This is a genomic window from Pseudomonas sp. FP1762 (assembly GCF_030687105.1).
Lineage (GTDB): Bacteria > Pseudomonadota > Gammaproteobacteria > Pseudomonadales > Pseudomonadaceae > Aquipseudomonas > Aquipseudomonas siliginis.
In genome coordinates, this window is record NZ_CP117458.1 from 5,663,874 (window position 1) to 5,677,714 (window position 13,841).

Annotated in this window: 13 protein-coding genes; 3 read left to right on the forward strand and 10 right to left on the reverse strand. The window is 60.6% G+C overall.

From position 1 onward, the window contains the following. Positions 1-2: 2 nt before the first annotated feature. The 7 genes from ssuB to PSH90_RS25415 form a co-directional block, all read right to left on the reverse strand. The gene (gene ssuB, locus PSH90_RS25385) at positions 3-809 is read right to left on the reverse strand and encodes an aliphatic sulfonates ABC transporter ATP-binding protein (protein ID WP_305381720.1); all 807 of its coding nucleotides are present in this window, start codon (positions 807-809) and stop codon (positions 3-5) included. Then, on the reverse strand, positions 806-1,588 hold the full coding sequence (gene ssuC, locus PSH90_RS25390) for an aliphatic sulfonate ABC transporter permease SsuC (RefSeq protein ID WP_056786226.1): 783 nt from the start codon (positions 1,586-1,588) through the stop codon (positions 806-808). Before ssuC ends, ssuB begins: the two co-directional genes overlap by 4 nt. 9 nt (positions 1,589-1,597) lie before the next feature. Then, positions 1,598-2,746 carry an FMNH2-dependent alkanesulfonate monooxygenase gene (gene ssuD / locus PSH90_RS25395; protein ID WP_133335804.1) on the reverse strand — a complete coding sequence of 383 codons (1,149 nt, stop codon included), beginning with the start codon at positions 2,744-2,746 and terminating at the stop codon, positions 1,598-1,600. A gap of 25 nt (positions 2,747-2,771) precedes the next feature. Next, complete coding sequence (locus tag PSH90_RS25400; protein ID WP_041476876.1) at positions 2,772-3,746, reverse strand: sulfonate ABC transporter substrate-binding protein; 975 nt, start codon at positions 3,744-3,746, stop codon at positions 2,772-2,774. A gap of 89 nt (positions 3,747-3,835) precedes the next feature. Beyond that, positions 3,836-4,429, reverse strand: coding sequence for an NADPH-dependent FMN reductase (gene ssuE / locus PSH90_RS25405; protein WP_041476877.1), 594 nt, complete (start codon positions 4,427-4,429; stop codon positions 3,836-3,838). 315 nt (positions 4,430-4,744) lie between these two features. Next, a complete protein-coding gene (locus tag PSH90_RS25410) occupies positions 4,745-5,383 on the reverse strand; it encodes a peroxiredoxin (protein WP_041476878.1) in 639 nt (212 codons plus the stop codon). Positions 5,384-5,675: 292 nt separating this feature from the next. Further along, on the reverse strand, positions 5,676-7,034 hold the full coding sequence (locus tag PSH90_RS25415; protein ID WP_095181290.1) for an OprD family porin: 1,359 nt from the start codon (positions 7,032-7,034) through the stop codon (positions 5,676-5,678). A 364-nt stretch (positions 7,035-7,398) separates the two neighbouring features. Here PSH90_RS25415 and tauA point away from each other — a divergent pair, with 364 nt between their 5' ends. Then, positions 7,399-8,388, forward strand: a complete 990-nt coding sequence (gene tauA, locus PSH90_RS25420; RefSeq protein WP_305383151.1) for a taurine ABC transporter substrate-binding protein — start codon at positions 7,399-7,401, stop codon at positions 8,386-8,388. A 139-nt stretch (positions 8,389-8,527) separates the two neighbouring features. Here the strand turns inward: tauA and argA are convergent, their stop codons facing one another. Beyond that, on the reverse strand, positions 8,528-9,829 hold the full coding sequence (gene argA, locus PSH90_RS25425) for an amino-acid N-acetyltransferase (RefSeq protein WP_016772647.1): 1,302 nt from the start codon (positions 9,827-9,829) through the stop codon (positions 8,528-8,530). Positions 9,830-10,091: 262 nt separating this feature from the next. Next, entirely contained in the window at positions 10,092-11,246 is a 1,155-nt protein-coding gene (argE, locus tag PSH90_RS25430; RefSeq protein ID WP_305381722.1) for an acetylornithine deacetylase, read from the reverse strand. Positions 11,247-11,402: 156 nt separating this feature from the next. On the opposite strand from argE, the gene PSH90_RS25435 reads away from it, so the two are divergent. Beyond that, the gene (locus tag PSH90_RS25435; RefSeq protein WP_041476882.1) at positions 11,403-12,773 is read left to right on the forward strand and encodes an inorganic triphosphatase; all 1,371 of its coding nucleotides are present in this window, start codon (positions 11,403-11,405) and stop codon (positions 12,771-12,773) included. Between the two features lie 106 nt (positions 12,774-12,879). On the opposite strand, the gene PSH90_RS25440 is transcribed toward PSH90_RS25435, so the two are convergent. Further along, entirely contained in the window at positions 12,880-13,344 is a 465-nt protein-coding gene (locus tag PSH90_RS25440; protein WP_024014730.1) for an Lrp/AsnC family transcriptional regulator, read from the reverse strand. Positions 13,345-13,470: 126 nt separating this feature from the next. Here PSH90_RS25440 and PSH90_RS25445 point away from each other — a divergent pair, with 126 nt between their 5' ends. Then, positions 13,471-13,809, forward strand: a complete 339-nt coding sequence (locus PSH90_RS25445; protein ID WP_305381723.1) for a hypothetical protein — start codon at positions 13,471-13,473, stop codon at positions 13,807-13,809. Positions 13,810-13,841: the final 32 nt, after the last annotated feature.

The following is a 13,841-nucleotide window of genomic DNA, read 5'->3' on the forward strand; positions in this document are numbered from 1 at the left end:
TGTTATTGCGCCCAGCGCAGTTGCGTAGGCAGGGGTGAAACGGGTTCCGGCGCCGGCGGTTCGCCGGGCAGGGACAGAACACGGTTGAGCACTTCGGTTTCCAGTGCGGCGAGGCGATGCGAGCCACGCACCCTGGGGCGCGGCAGTTCGGCGTGCAGGTCGAGGCCAACTTCGCCGTCCTCGATGAGGATCACCCGATCGGCAATCGCCACCGCTTCACTGACGTCATGGGTCACCAGTAGCACGGTAAAACCGTGTTGCTGCCAGAGCCGTTCGATCAGTTGCTGCATCTCGATGCGGGTCAGGGCATCCAGTGCGCCGAGCGGTTCGTCGAGCAGCAGCAGACGCGGCTGGTGGATCAGCGCCCGAGCCAGCGCCACGCGCTGCTTCTGGCCACCGGACAATGCCGCCGGCCACTCATTCGCGCGATCGGCCAGGCCCACTGCTTCCAGTGCATCCAGCGCTTGCTGGCGCCAGTTGCCCTTGAGGCCGAGACCGACGTTGTCGATAATCCTTTTCCACGGCAGCAGCCGCGCTTCCTGGAACATCAACCGCGTGTCGTCACGCGCCTGGCTGAGCGGTGCGGAGCCGGCCAGCAACTCCCCGCCAGTCGGTTGATCGAGGCCGGCGAGCAGGCGCAAGAACGTGCTCTTGCCACAACCGCTGCGCCCGACCACGGCGACAAACTGCCCCGCCGGAATGTGCAGATCGATGTCGCGCAACACTTGGCGTGAGCCGAAGGTTTTCTGCAGGTTGCGCACCGCCAGCGGTATCCCGCGCAGCAGGCGTGGAGGTTGTTGAGCAGTCATGCCGCACCTCCCTTGGCAACCTGATAGGCCGGATGCCAGCGTAGCCACACGCGCTCAAGTCCCCGCGCGGCGAGGTCGGCGAGTTTGCCCAGTACCGCGTAAAGCAGGATCGCCAGCACTACCACATCGGTCTGCAAGAACTCGCGGGCGTTCATCGCCAGATAGCCGATACCGGAGCTGGCCGAGATGGTTTCAGCGACGATCAGCGTCAGCCACATGAAGCCCAAAGCGAAGCGCACGCCGACCAGAATCGACGGCAACGCACCCGGCAGAATCACCTGCCAGAACAGGCTGAAACCGCTCAGGCCATAACTGCGCGCCATCTCCACCAGCGCCGGGTCGACGTTGCGGATGCCGTGGTAAGTGTTGAGGTAAATCGGGAACAAGGTGCCCAGCGCCACGAGGAAAATCTTCGCTGACTCGTCGATACCAAACCACAGGATCACCAGCGGAATCAGCGCCAGGTGCGGCACGTTGCGGATCATCTGCACCGAGCTGTCGAGCAGGCGTTCGCCCCACTTCGACAGGCCGGTGATGAAGCCCAGCACCAGGCCGATGCCGCCGCCGATGGTGAAACCGAGTGCTGCGCGCCAGCCGCTGATCGCCAGGTGTGTCCAGATCTCGCCGCTGCGCACCAGACTGACGCCGGCTTCGATCACCGCCACCGGTGCCGGCAGAATCCGCGTCGACAACCAACCGGCCGACACCGACAACTGCCACACCGCCAGCAGCAACACCGGCAACGCCCAGGGCGCGAGGCTGTGGATAAATTTGTTCATGGCCGCGCCTCAGCTCTGCGACGCGGCTTTGGGCAGGATGTCGTTGGCGACCATCTCGCCGAACGGGCTGACATAACCGGCGCTCTTCGGCAGTTCCGGGCGTTCAACGTCAAGATGCGGGAACAGCAGCTCGGCTACCCGATACGATTCTTCGAGGTGTGGATAACCGGAGAAGATGAAGGTGTCGATGCCCAGATCCGCATATTCCTTGACCCGCGCTGCCACGGTCGGGCCATCGCCGACCAGCGCCGTACCGGCACCGCCACGTACCAGACCGACACCAGCCCAGAGGTTCGGGCTGACTTCAAGATTGTCGCGGCTGCCGCCGTGCAGCGCGGCCATGCGTTGCTGGCCGACCGAATCGAAGCGCGCCAAGGAAGCCTGGGCACGTTGGATGGTGTCGTCGTCCAGATGCGAGATCAGCCGGTCCGCTGCCTGCCAGGCTTCGGCATTGGTTTCACGGACGATCACATGCAGACGAATGCCGAAGCGCACGGTGCGGCCGAGCCTGGCGGCTTTGGCGCGCACTTGTGCGATCTTCTCGGCCACCGCGGCCGGCGGCTCGCCCCAGGTCAGAACCATCTCGACCTGCTCGGCCGCCAGATCCTGCGCCGCTTCCGAGGAACCGCCGAAATACAGCGGCGGACGCGGTTGCTGGATCGGTGGATAGAGCAGCTTCGCGCCTTTCACGCTGATGTGCTCGCCGTCGTAATCGACGGTTTCGCCTTCCAGCACACGGCGCCAGATGCGGGTGAATTCCACCGAGGCCTGATAGCGTTCCTCATGGTTGAGGAACAGACCATCGCCAGCCAGTTCCTCCGGATCGCCACCGGTGACCAGATTGAACAGCGCACGCCCGCCGGACAAACGATCCAGCGTCGCTGCCTGGCGCGCCGCGACCGTCGGGGAAATGATCCCGGGGCGCAGGGCGACCAGAAACTTCAGGCGCTGGGTCACCGGAATCAGCGAGGCTGCCACCAGCCACGAGTCTTCGCAGGAACGCCCGGTCGGAATCAGCACCCCGCCAAAACCCAGACGGTCCGCCGCTTGCGCGACTTGCTGCAAATAACCGTGATCAACCGCGCGGGCGCCTTCGGCGGTGCCAAGGTAATGGCCGTCGCCGTGGGTCGGCAGGAACCAGAAGATGTTGAGGCTCATGGAGTGGTCTCCTTGTGGATTCGAATTACTGGGCTTGGGAGCTTTGGGCCACAGCGGCCGGCGGGGTCCAGATCACATCCTTGATGCTCAACGGCTTGGGAATCAGCTTGAGCTGGAAGAACGTGTCGGCGATTTTCTGTTGCGCAGCGACCACTTCCGGGGTCAGGAACAGCGCGCCGTAGCCCTGGCGTTTCACCGAGGTCAGGGTGATGTCCGCCGGCAGGCCAAGCAGTGGCGCGACCTGTTGCGTCACGTCTTCGGGATTGGCTTTCGACCATTCACCAACCGCGCGGACTTCTTCGACGAGGGTCTTGATCACCTCGGGATTTTTCTGCGCGTAAGGTTTTGTGGCCAGATAGAACTGATGGTTGTCGACGATGCCTTTGCCGTCGCGCAGGGTGTGCGCTTGCAGTTGCTTCTCGGCAGCGGCCTGATACGGATCCCAGATGACCCAGGCGTCGACACTGCCACGCTCGAACGCAGCGCGGGCATCAGCCGGCGGCAGGAACACGGTCTGAATATCGCTGTACTTGAGGCCGGCGTCTTCCAGCGCGCGCACCAGCAGGTAGTGGACGTTGGAGCCTTTGTTCAGGGCGACTTTCTTGCCTTTGAGATCGGCCACCGATTTGATCGGCGAGTCTTTCGGTACGAGGATCGCTTCGCTGTTCGGTGCTGGCGGTTCATAGGCGACGTAGAGCAGATCCGCGCCAGCGGCCTGGGCGAAAACCGGTGGAGTTTCGCCGGTCACGCCGAAATCGATCGAGCCAACGTTGAGGCCTTCGAGCAGCTGCGGGCCGCCGGGGAATTCCGTCCATTGCACGTCGACGCCTTGCGCCGCCAGACGTTTTTCCAGCGTGCCTTTGGCTTTGAGCAGCACCAGCGTGCCGTACTTCTGATAACCGATCCGCAATGTCTCGGCTTGAGCTTGGGTGATGGCGCCGAAGGTGACAGCCGCAGCAAACAGAGCGACCAGACCACGACGCAAAAATACAGTGCGCATAGCGCTCTCCTTTTTGCTGTTGGGTTGTGGCTGCACCTGCTTGCCCGTTGGCGGGCGAGTAAGGCCAGTACTTCAAATTTCGATGAGGCTTAAATGCTCCAGCGAGCACTCAACAAACGTTCGTTCAGCAGGCCTGGCTCCAGCGGTTTCGGCCGGCGCGCCATGGCGCCGATGAACTGATCCAGGGCCTCGTGTAACCGTTGCTCCAGGGCAGGCGCCAGTTGCGCGGCGGCACTGCCTTCGCCATAAGCGATCTGGCTGTCCTCGGCGAAAATACCCTGAAGCATTTCCTGCGCTTTGAGTGCCGACAGCACGGGCTTGAGGGCGTAATCGACCACCAGCATGTGAGCGATGCTGCCGCCCGTGGCCATCGGCAAGACAATCTTGTGGTTCAAGGCACGCTCGGGGAGCAGATCCAGCAGGGTCTTCAGCGCACCGGAAAACGAGGCCTTGTAAACCGGCGTGGCGATCAGCAGGCCATCGGCGTTTGCGATCTGTTGCAACAAGTCGAGGACCTTCGGACTGTCGAAGCGCGCGTGGAGCAGATCCTCGGCCGGGAAGTCCCGCACCTGATAACTCACCACTTCCACCCCTTGCTGTTGCAACCAGCGTTGCGAACGCTCCAGCAGCACCCCGGAACGGGAGCGCAGGCTGGGACTGCCACCGAGTGAGACGACCAGCATTGCAGATTCCTTTAAGCGTTACAGGCGATTCGCAGGCTGCGATCTCGCTTCAATGGAAGTGACCTTACCAGCTGATTTATATATCCATAAATCATATTTATTCATTTGGTTATGCATTTAAGAGATATATCGCGGAGCAGAATCCAGGCGAAAAAAAAGGCCGTCGAAACGGCCTGAAATCCCCTGCGTTGTGATTCTGGATTCTCAAGTGCCTGGACTGACGCCTTCGCGAGCAGGCTCGCTCCCACAGGGGAATGCATTGCAAATGTGGGAGCGAGCCTGCTCGCGAAAGCGGCGGTGACTGCACCACAAATCTTATTTGTTCGGCTGCGGCGTCAGGCGCAGGTAGGGCTTCACCGCGCGATAGCCTTTAGGGAAGCGCTGCTTGATCTCGTCTTCGTCCTTGAGCGACGGCACGATCACCACCTCTTCACCGTCCTGCCAGTTAGCCGGTGTGGCGACTTTGTAGTTGTCGGTGAGTTGCAGCGAGTCGATCACCCGCAGGATCTCGTGAAAGTTGCGCCCGGTGCTCGCCGGGTAGGTGATGGTCAGACGGATCTTCTTGTTCGGGTCGATGACGAACAGTGAACGCACGGTCAGCGTGTCATTGGCGTTCGGGTGGATCAGGTCGTAGAGATCGGAGACCTTGCGATCGGCATCGGCCAGGATCGGGAAGTTGACGATAGTGTTCTGGGTTTCGTTGATGTCCTCGATCCACTTGTGGTGCGAGTCCACCGGGTCAACCGACAGCGCGATGGCCTTGACGCCGCGTCGGCTGAATTCATCCTTGAGCTTGGCGGTGAAACCCAGCTCGGTGGTGCACACCGGAGTGAAGTCCGCCGGATGGGAAAACAGCACGCCCCAGCTATCGCCCAGCCATTCGTGAAAACGAATCTTGCCGGCGCTGGAGTCCTGTTCGAAATCGGGGGCGATGTCGCCGAGTCTGAGGCTCATGGTGCTGCTCCTGATGAGGGATGGGAGACAACAACTGTAGCTCGGGATCGATCAGCGCGAAAAAGAATAAATAACTAGATATCTAGATCATTAATGAATATTAAACATCTGTTCATTGGACACCGACCCGCATCGCGACGAACATCCAACGCAAGGTTCGAGAAGGCCTTGAGTTGCAGCAAAGAGGGAAATCGAGAAGGGCTTACGGGGGTGAGCCTGACTCGAAACGCAAAAGCCCCGTCCGGCGCGATGCCGGACGGGGCTTTTTTTTGCTTCAGTTGCTCGAGTGCTATTACAGCAGCGGGATCGAGTAGCTGAGGATCAGGCGGTTTTCGTCCTGGTCGCGTTGACCAGCGATGTCGGTGCGCCACGAAGCGTTTTTCCACATGAAGCCGACGTTCTTCAACGGGCCTTCCGGAACCACGTACGCCACGGTCAGATCGCGTTCCCACTCGGAAGCGCCATTGGAGGTTTGCACACGACTCGCGTAGGTATCGACATTGTCGCCACGCAGGTAAACCATGCCTGCGGTCAGGCCAGGCACGCCAACCTTGGCGAAGTCATAGGAGTAACGTGCTTGCCAGGTGCGCTCGCCGGCACGGTTGAACTTCTGGATCTGCATGTCGGTGATGGTGTAGTTCGACGAACCGTCGCCCTGGTTCAGCCAAGGGAAGTCGCTGCTGCCGTTGCTCACCTGATAGCCGCCACCAAAGGTGTGACCGGCAACGGTGTACAGGAACAGGCCGCTGTACAGATTGTTGTCGACCTTGCCTTTGCCGTTACCCAGCGAACTGTTGCCGTAGGCACCGTTGCTGAAATAGGCAGATTCATCGCCATTACGGCCGTCGTCGGAGCTATTGAAGTAACGGAAGTCGGACTTCAACACACCTGGACCGATCGACCAGTTATGCACCAGACCCAGGAAATGCTGCTTGTAGAAGTTTTCCAGATTGCCGTAGTAGTACTGGGCAGTCAGGTCCTTGGTGATTTTGTAATCACCACCGGCGTAGATGAACTTGTTGCTGTTCGCGGTGCGTGCGTTTGCACCACCGATCGACAGCTGTTCATTGTTGCTGGAGTTACGACCTTTCACGTGCTCGATCTGGCCACCGACCAGAGTCAGGTCCTTGATCTCGCCGGAAGTGATCTGGCCACCCTGCCAGGTTTGCGGCAGCAAACGACCGTCGTTGGTGACGATGACCGGGTTCTTCGGCTGCAGAGTACCCAGCTTCAGTTCGGTCTGGGAGATCTTCGCTTTGGCTGTCAGGCCCAGGCTGGAGAAGTTATCAACTGCCTGACCGTTGGATTCGCTTGGGAAAACAGTGCCGCCGTAAGCAGTGCCTGGGGTGCCGTTGGAGGCAACGTTACCGTTGGTGCCGCCGCCCGAATCCAGACGTACGCCCAACAGGCCGATGGCATCGATACCGAAGCCGACAGTGCCTTGGGTGTAACCGGAAATGAAACGCAGATCGAAGCCTTGGCCCCACTCTTCGTTGCGGCTTGGTTCGGCAGTGCCGTTACGGTTGTCAGTGTTGATGTAGAAGTTGCGCAGACCCAGAGTAGCCTTGCTGTCTTCGATGAAACCGGCGGCGCCTGCCTGCTGCGCCATAACCCCAACGGCCACAGCCAGGGCCAAGGTGGACTTGTTCATGTATCGCTCCTCTCGTTCTAATTCTTGTGTTCCTGGTTCGGGGTCGATTTGCCCTGAATCCTAAGATCCGCGATTAGCGCCAGACCGTGACTGCCAAGTCAATCGTAACCTTGTATGTCTACGACCATCGTCTAATCGCGAGTGATTTGGTCCCTGCAGCGTAAAGACTTCCTGATAATCCCAAAAAGAATTTATTCGTTCTTTTTCATGCCATTCAGGTATATGGCCCATTAATGGCCATCCGCGCCGGGAAACAGCGTATCGGCGCCTAAGCTCATTCCTAAATGGTATTTGTTGACCTTTTTTTAGATCGATTAGCTTTGCCGTGCTCCCAACACGGCAAATCCCATCGAAAAGGCGACGCATCATGGCGAAACGCGCACTATCAAGTCAATTTGTTACAGTTTGTGTGTCGGCACTGTTTTCTTTTTCCACACATGCCGCCGGTCTGACGGTCGGTTACCAGACCGGGATCGATCCGAGCAAAGTGCCGCAGGCCGATGGTGTCTATGAAAAAACCATCGGCGAGAAGATCGACTGGCGTCGTTTCAACAGCGGCCCGGAAGTCGTCACTGCCATTGCTTCTGGCGACGTACAGATAGGCAACCTTGGCTCAAGTCCCCTGGCAGCAGCTGCTTCACGCAATCTGCCGATCGTGGCGTTCATCGTTTCGGCACAGATCAATGCCGCCGAAGCATTGGTGGTGCGCAACGGCAGCGGCATCGACAAACCGCAGGACCTGATCGGTAAAACCATCGCCACACCGTTCGTGTCCACCTCGCACTACAGTCTGCTTGGGGCGCTGAAGCACTGGGGCCTGAATACCTCGCAAGTCAAAGTGGTCAACCTGCAACCGGCGGAAATCGCCGCCGCGTGGAAGCGTGGCGACATTGACGGGGCCTTTGTCTGGTCGCCGGCGCTGGGCGAGATCCGCAAGACCGGCAAGACCCTGACCGACGCCGCCCAGGTCGGCCAGTGGGGTGCGCCGACCTTTGAGGTGTGGGTGGCGCGCAAGGACTTTGCCGAGAAGCATCCCGAGATCGTGGCCAAGTTTGCCAAGGTCACCCTGGAGTCGTTCGCTGATTACGCCGCACACAAAGACAGCTGGACGGCCGACTCGGTGCCTGTGCAGAAAATCGCCAAATTGACCGGTGCCAACGCAGCAGATGTGCCGGAACTGCTGGCCGGATCGGCGTTCCCGGATGCCAAGGCGCAGCAAAGCACGGCGCTGCTGGACGGCGGCACCGCCGAGGCCATTGCCGAAACGGCGAAATTCTTGAAGGAACAGGGCAAGGTCGAGACAGTGCTGGCGGATTATTCGCCGTACGTCAGCGCCAGGTTCATCTCTGACTGAATGCAGAACCCTGTGGTGAGGGGATTTATCTCCGCTGGGTCGCGTAGCGACCACCTATGTTTTCACTTGGAAACGCAAGGGGACTGCTGCGCAGTCCAGCGGGGATGAATCCCCTCGCCACAGGACACCTCGCTGTTGTTCAGAGGGTCTTTTCGAAGATCTTCGAGTTGCGCTGATAGTTGTACAGCGACGCCCGTGCCGCTGGCAGGCGTTCGACGCTGCTAGGCTCGAAACCGCGCTCGCGGAACCAGTGCGCGGTGCGCGTGGTGAGTACGAACAGGGTTTTCAAACCCTGCGCCCGCGCGCGGGTTTCGATGCGTTCGAGCAACTCGTCGCCGCGTCCGCCGTGGCGGTATTCCGGATTCACCGCCAGGCACGCCAGTTCGCCGGCATCGGAATCGGCAATCTGATACAGCGCCGCACAGGCGATGATCATGCCTTCCCGTTCAACCACGCTGAACTGTTCGATTTCGCGCTCCAGTACTTCCCGCGAGCGGCGCACCAGAATGCCTTGCTCTTCCAGCGGACTGATCAGGTCGAGCAGGCCGCCGACGTCTTCAATCGCCGCCTCGCGCACTAGTTCGAATTGCTCCTGCGCCACCAGCGTACCGCCACCGTCGCGGGTGAACAGTTCGGTTAGCAATGCGCCGTCTTCGGCGTAACTGACGATATGGCTGCGCGCAACGCCGCCTCGACAGGCTTCGGCGGCGGCATCGAGCAATTCCGCTTGATAGTTGCTCATGCCCAGACGCTGCAAATGTGCCGGCACTTGTTGCGGGCGCAGTTCGCGCACCAGTTTGCCGTTTTCGTCGATCAGGCCGAGCTCGGCGCCAAACAACAGCAGCTTGTCCGCGCCCAGATCGATGGCGGCGCGGGTGGCGACGTCTTCGCAGGCAAGGTTGAAGATCTCGCCGGTCGGCGAATAGCCCAGCGGCGACAACAGCACGATCGAGCGCTCATCGAGCAGGCGATTGATGCCTTTGCGGTCAACCCGACGCACTTCACCGGTGTGGTGATAGTCGACACCTTCCAGCACACCGATCGGCCGCGCGGTGACGAGGTTGCCGCTGGCCACGCGCAGACGCGAGCCCTGCATCGGCGACGAGGCCATGTCCATCGACAGCCGCGCTTCGATGGCGATGCGCAACTGGCCGACCGCATCGATCACACACTCAAGCGTCGCGGCATCGGTAATGCGCATGCCGTGATGGTAATGCGGGGTCAGGCCACGGGCGGCGAGGCGGGTTTCGATCTGCGGGCGCGAGCCGTGCACCAGCACCAGACGCACGCCCAGACTGTGCAGCAAGACCAGGTCGTGGACGATATTGCCGAAATTCGGATGCTCGACGCCGTCGCCGGGAAGCATGACGACGAAGGTGCAATCGCGGTGGGCATTGATGTAAGGAGACGCGTGGCGAAGCCAATTGACGTATTCGGGCATGAACCTGGGCCTGTAATAAAGAGCAGCCGAAAAAAGGGGCGAAACGAAAAACGCACAGCGGGCTGATGGTTATCGTCGGAACAGGCTTGGCGACACGCGCGCTCTCCTCATGAATACGGGTTGTGGTGCAGGCAATTTACCGGGTTGATGCAAGACATTTAACCCTGTGGGAGCGAGCCTGCTCGCGAAAACGGTGGATCAGGTTCATCAATGGCGACTGACGGAACGCTTTCGCGAGCAGGCTCGCTCCCACACAGGGCCGTCATCGTTCGTCTGTCGTCAGGCAATAATGTTCAATCAACTGCCGAATCAGATGCACGGTAGGCTGCAAACGTGACATTTCAAGGTACTCGCCGGGTTGATGCGCGCAGGCAATGTCGCCGGGGCCGAGGACGATGGTTTCGCAGCCGAGGCGCTGAAGATAAGGCGCTTCGGTGCCGAACGCTACTGCTTCGGCGCGATGGCCGGTGAGCTTTTCAGCGATGCGCACCAGTTCGGCATCTGCAGCCTGCTCGAACGGCGGCACTTCCGGGAACAGCGGTTTGTAGTCGATCTTCACTTTGTGCCGCTCGGCCACCGGGTTGAGCTTGTGCAGGATTTCCGCGCGCAGCAGGCTCGGATCCATGCCCGGCAGCGGGCGCAGGTCGAATTCCAGCGAGCACTGGCCGCAGATGCGATTGGGGTTGTCGCCGCCATGAATGCAGCCGAAGTTCATCGTCGGTTGCGGCACGCTGAACTGTGGGTTGCTGAATTCACGCTGCCACAACAGGCGCAGACCGCGCAGTTCGCCGATCGCATCGTGCATCGCTTCAAGGGCGCTGTGGCCCAGGCGCGGATCAGACGAGTGACCGCTCTGCCCGAGGATATCGATGCGCTCCATCATGATGCCTTTGTGCATGCGAATCGGCTTGAGCCCGGTCGGCTCGCCGATCACCGCCGCGCGGCCCAACGGTTGCCCGGCCTCGGCCAGCGCTCGGGCGCCGGACATCGAGCTTTCTTCGTCGCAGGTGGCGAGGATCAGCAGCGGTTGCTTGAACGGCTGATCGAGCAGCGGCCGCACGGCTTCGATGATCAGCGCGAAGAAGCCCTTCATGTCACAACTGCCCAGCCCGACCCAGCGACCGTCGACTTCGGTGAGCTTCAGCGGGTCGGTCTGCCACAACGCGTCGTCATAAGGTACGGTGTCGCTGTGCCCGGCCAGCACCAGGCCGCCGGGGCCGCTGCCGATACTGGCGAGCAGATTGAATTTGCCGGGGCTGACCTGCTGGATATCGCAGCTGAAACCCAGGTCACCGAGCCAGCCAGCGAGCAGATCGATGACGGCGCGGTTGGACTGGTCCAGGTTCGGTTGGGTGCAGCTGACCGATGGCGCGGCAATCAGCGCGGCGAACTGGTCTTGCATGGACGGCAATGGCATCACTGACTCCAGGTCCCGGATTGAGGCCCACTATAGAACCATCCGGCGCGCGGAATAAACCGCCGCAGGGCGTAGGAAGTTTGACTCCTGTACACTGCACGGCCTTGGCAGCCACACATTCCCCCGGCTGCGCTCCCGATTCTGGATGTTCCGGCCATGCAAAAAGAAACTGAAATCAAACTCCGCGTCAGCCGCGAAACCCTCGCTGCCCTGCGCGAGCACCCGCTGCTGAAGAAACGAAACAAAAGTGGCTGGGAACGCCGTGAGTTGATGAACCAGTACTTCGACACCCCCGAGCGCGACCTCGCCCAGGCCAAGGTCGCCCTGCGCCTGCGCAAGGACGGTGACGAAGTGATTCAAACTCTCAAGACCCGCGGCCAGAGCGTCGCCGGTCTGTCCGAGCGTAACGAGTACGACTGGAAACTGCCGAAGGCCAAGCTCGACGTGAAGAAACTCGACGGCGAATGCTGGCCCGAGTCGCTCGCCGAGCTGGACAAGAAAACCCTCAAGCCGATCTTCACCACCGATTTCGTCCGCGAGCGCGCCGAAATCGCCTGGGGCCGTGGCAAGACCAAAGTAGTCATTGAAGCCGCGCTGGATCTCGGTCACGTGGTGGTCGGCAAGCAGAAAGAAGAAATCTGCGAGCTGGAACTGGAGCTGCGCGAAGGCGAGCCTGCCGCGTTGCTGGAACTGGCTGCCGAACTGGCCGAAACCCTGGCGCTGATGCCATGCGATATCAGCAAGGCCGAGCGCGGTTATCGCCTGCACGACGCCAACAGCTACTCGCTGAGCCTGCCAGCGCCGCAGCTGACCACCGAAACCCGTCTCGACGACGCCTTCGCCGCGCTGAGCTGGCATCTGCTCGGCAGCAGCCAGCGTCTGGCCGAACAATATCGCTTCAACGGCCACTGGCGTCTGCTGCAGGACTGGGTCGAGAACCTCGCGGAAATGCGCGCCCTGCTCAGCAGCCTCGGCCAGGCTGCGCCGCGTCAGTCGACCCACGATTTGCGCGTGGCCCTCGATGCCTTGCTGGAAGACTGGCGTCCGCTGGTACAGGTCGGTATCGAAGACGAAGACGTGCGCAAGGCCGCGCCGGAGCAGTTCCTCGAAGAACTGGAAGACCCGCGCTGGGGCCAGTTCTCGCTGAACGCTTCACGCTGGCTGCTGGCCCGCACTTGGACCGCCGACCGCAACACTCGCGGTAATCGTCAGGGTGACGCGCAACTGCACAGCTGGCTGCCGCGTCTGCTCGGCGAAGAAGCCACTGCTCTGCAGCTGCAACGCTATCAGCAGCAGCCGGAAGATCTCGCTGAACAACTGCCGCGTATCGAACGCATTCAGGTCTGGTTGCACCATGCGCGCAACGTGCTGGACATCCCGGAAATGGATCGCCTGTACGGTGAGCTGAACAAACTGGCGCAACTGGCCAACGAGCCGACCATCACCGACGAACTGCTCGATGCGCGCAAGCATCAGGCAATTGCGGTGTACCAGAACCGCGCCTGGAAAATCCTCCTGCGCAGCTAAACACCTTCCCACCTGATCGTTCCCACGCTCTGCGTGGGAACGATCAAGCGGGGTCTGCTGCGCAGCCCAGCGGGGATAAATCCCCTCGCCACAAAGGCCATCCGCACTAGACCGGCAGGCTGGTGGTGGACTTGATTTCAGAAAGCGCCACGATCGAATTCACTTCCTGTATCCCCGGCACCAGCGACAGCTTTTCGAAAAAGAACCGCTCGTACGCCTCAATGTCTGCCGCGACTATGCGCAACATGAAGTCCACTGCGCCCATCAGCACATAACACTCCAGCACTTCCGGAAAGCCGCGAATCGCCTCGGTGAATTCAGTGAAGTTCGAACGCCCATGAGCGTTGAGTTTGATCTCGGCAAAGATCTGCGTGTTCAGGCCGATCTTCTTGCGATCCAGCAAGGTCACCTGGCCGCGAATGATGCCCTCCTCCTTCATCCGCTGAATCCGCCGCCAGCACGGCGATTGCGACAAGCCGACCTGCTCGGCGATCTGCGCGCTCGACAGCGAAGCGTCTTCCTGCAGCAAGGCGAGGATCTTGCGGTCGTAGGCGTCCAGCTCGCTGTGCATAAAAAATCCTCAAAGATCATCTTTCACGAATCAACTCTTTCGATAAATCCGTTCAGACGCCGATCATAGCCAAGAAATACCCCGCACCGAATGTAAAAATTTCTCCAGTGATTTTGGAGACTCGCCATGCCGCACCTTGAAGCCGTGAACAGCGCCCCCACCCGCGCCGATGTCTGGAACGTCAACAACGCCCACTGCCTGGCGCAGTACCGGATCCTCGCCGAGGCCGAGCCGGATCTGCTGGTGCGGGTGCTGAATCTGTTCGCTTTGCAGTTTCTGACGCCGGAGCAGGTCAACGTCCAGCGCCAGGACGATCTGCTGTCGATCGATCTGCTCATGAGCGGCCTGAGCTGGCATCGCGCGCAAGTGATCGCGGAAAAACTGCGCAACCTGATCAGCGTCTGCACAGTGGACCTGCACAACGCCGACGCAGCGTGGCAGGCGCCCGCACAGGCTGCCGGCTGACAAATCCGGCAACGGCTTCGTCGGGTAGTGGC

Coding starts and splice junctions, on each gene's coding strand:
- ssuB (WP_305381720.1), bottom strand. CDS start 809: ATGACTGCTCAACAACCTCCACGCCTGCTGCGCGGGATACCGCTGGCG.
- ssuC (WP_056786226.1), bottom strand. CDS start 1,588: ATGAACAAATTTATCCACAGCCTCGCGCCCTGGGCGTTGCCGGTGTTG.
- ssuD (WP_133335804.1), bottom strand. CDS start 2,746: ATGAGCCTCAACATCTTCTGGTTCCTGCCGACCCACGGCGACGGCCAT.
- PSH90_RS25400 (WP_041476876.1), bottom strand. CDS start 3,746: ATGCGCACTGTATTTTTGCGTCGTGGTCTGGTCGCTCTGTTTGCTGCG.
- ssuE (WP_041476877.1), bottom strand. CDS start 4,429: ATGCTGGTCGTCTCACTCGGTGGCAGTCCCAGCCTGCGCTCCCGTTCC.
- PSH90_RS25410 (WP_041476878.1), bottom strand. CDS start 5,383: ATGAGCCTCAGACTCGGCGACATCGCCCCCGATTTCGAACAGGACTCC.
- PSH90_RS25415 (WP_095181290.1), bottom strand. CDS start 7,034: ATGAACAAGTCCACCTTGGCCCTGGCTGTGGCCGTTGGGGTTATGGCG.
- argA (WP_016772647.1), bottom strand. CDS start 9,829: ATGCCCGAATACGTCAATTGGCTTCGCCACGCGTCTCCTTACATCAAT.
- argE (WP_305381722.1), bottom strand. CDS start 11,246: ATGCCATTGCCGTCCATGCAAGACCAGTTCGCCGCGCTGATTGCCGCG.
- PSH90_RS25435 (WP_041476882.1), top strand. CDS start 11,403: ATGCAAAAAGAAACTGAAATCAAACTCCGCGTCAGCCGCGAAACCCTC.
- PSH90_RS25440 (WP_024014730.1), bottom strand. CDS start 13,344: ATGCACAGCGAGCTGGACGCCTACGACCGCAAGATCCTCGCCTTGCTG.
- PSH90_RS25445 (WP_305381723.1), top strand. CDS start 13,471: ATGCCGCACCTTGAAGCCGTGAACAGCGCCCCCACCCGCGCCGATGTC.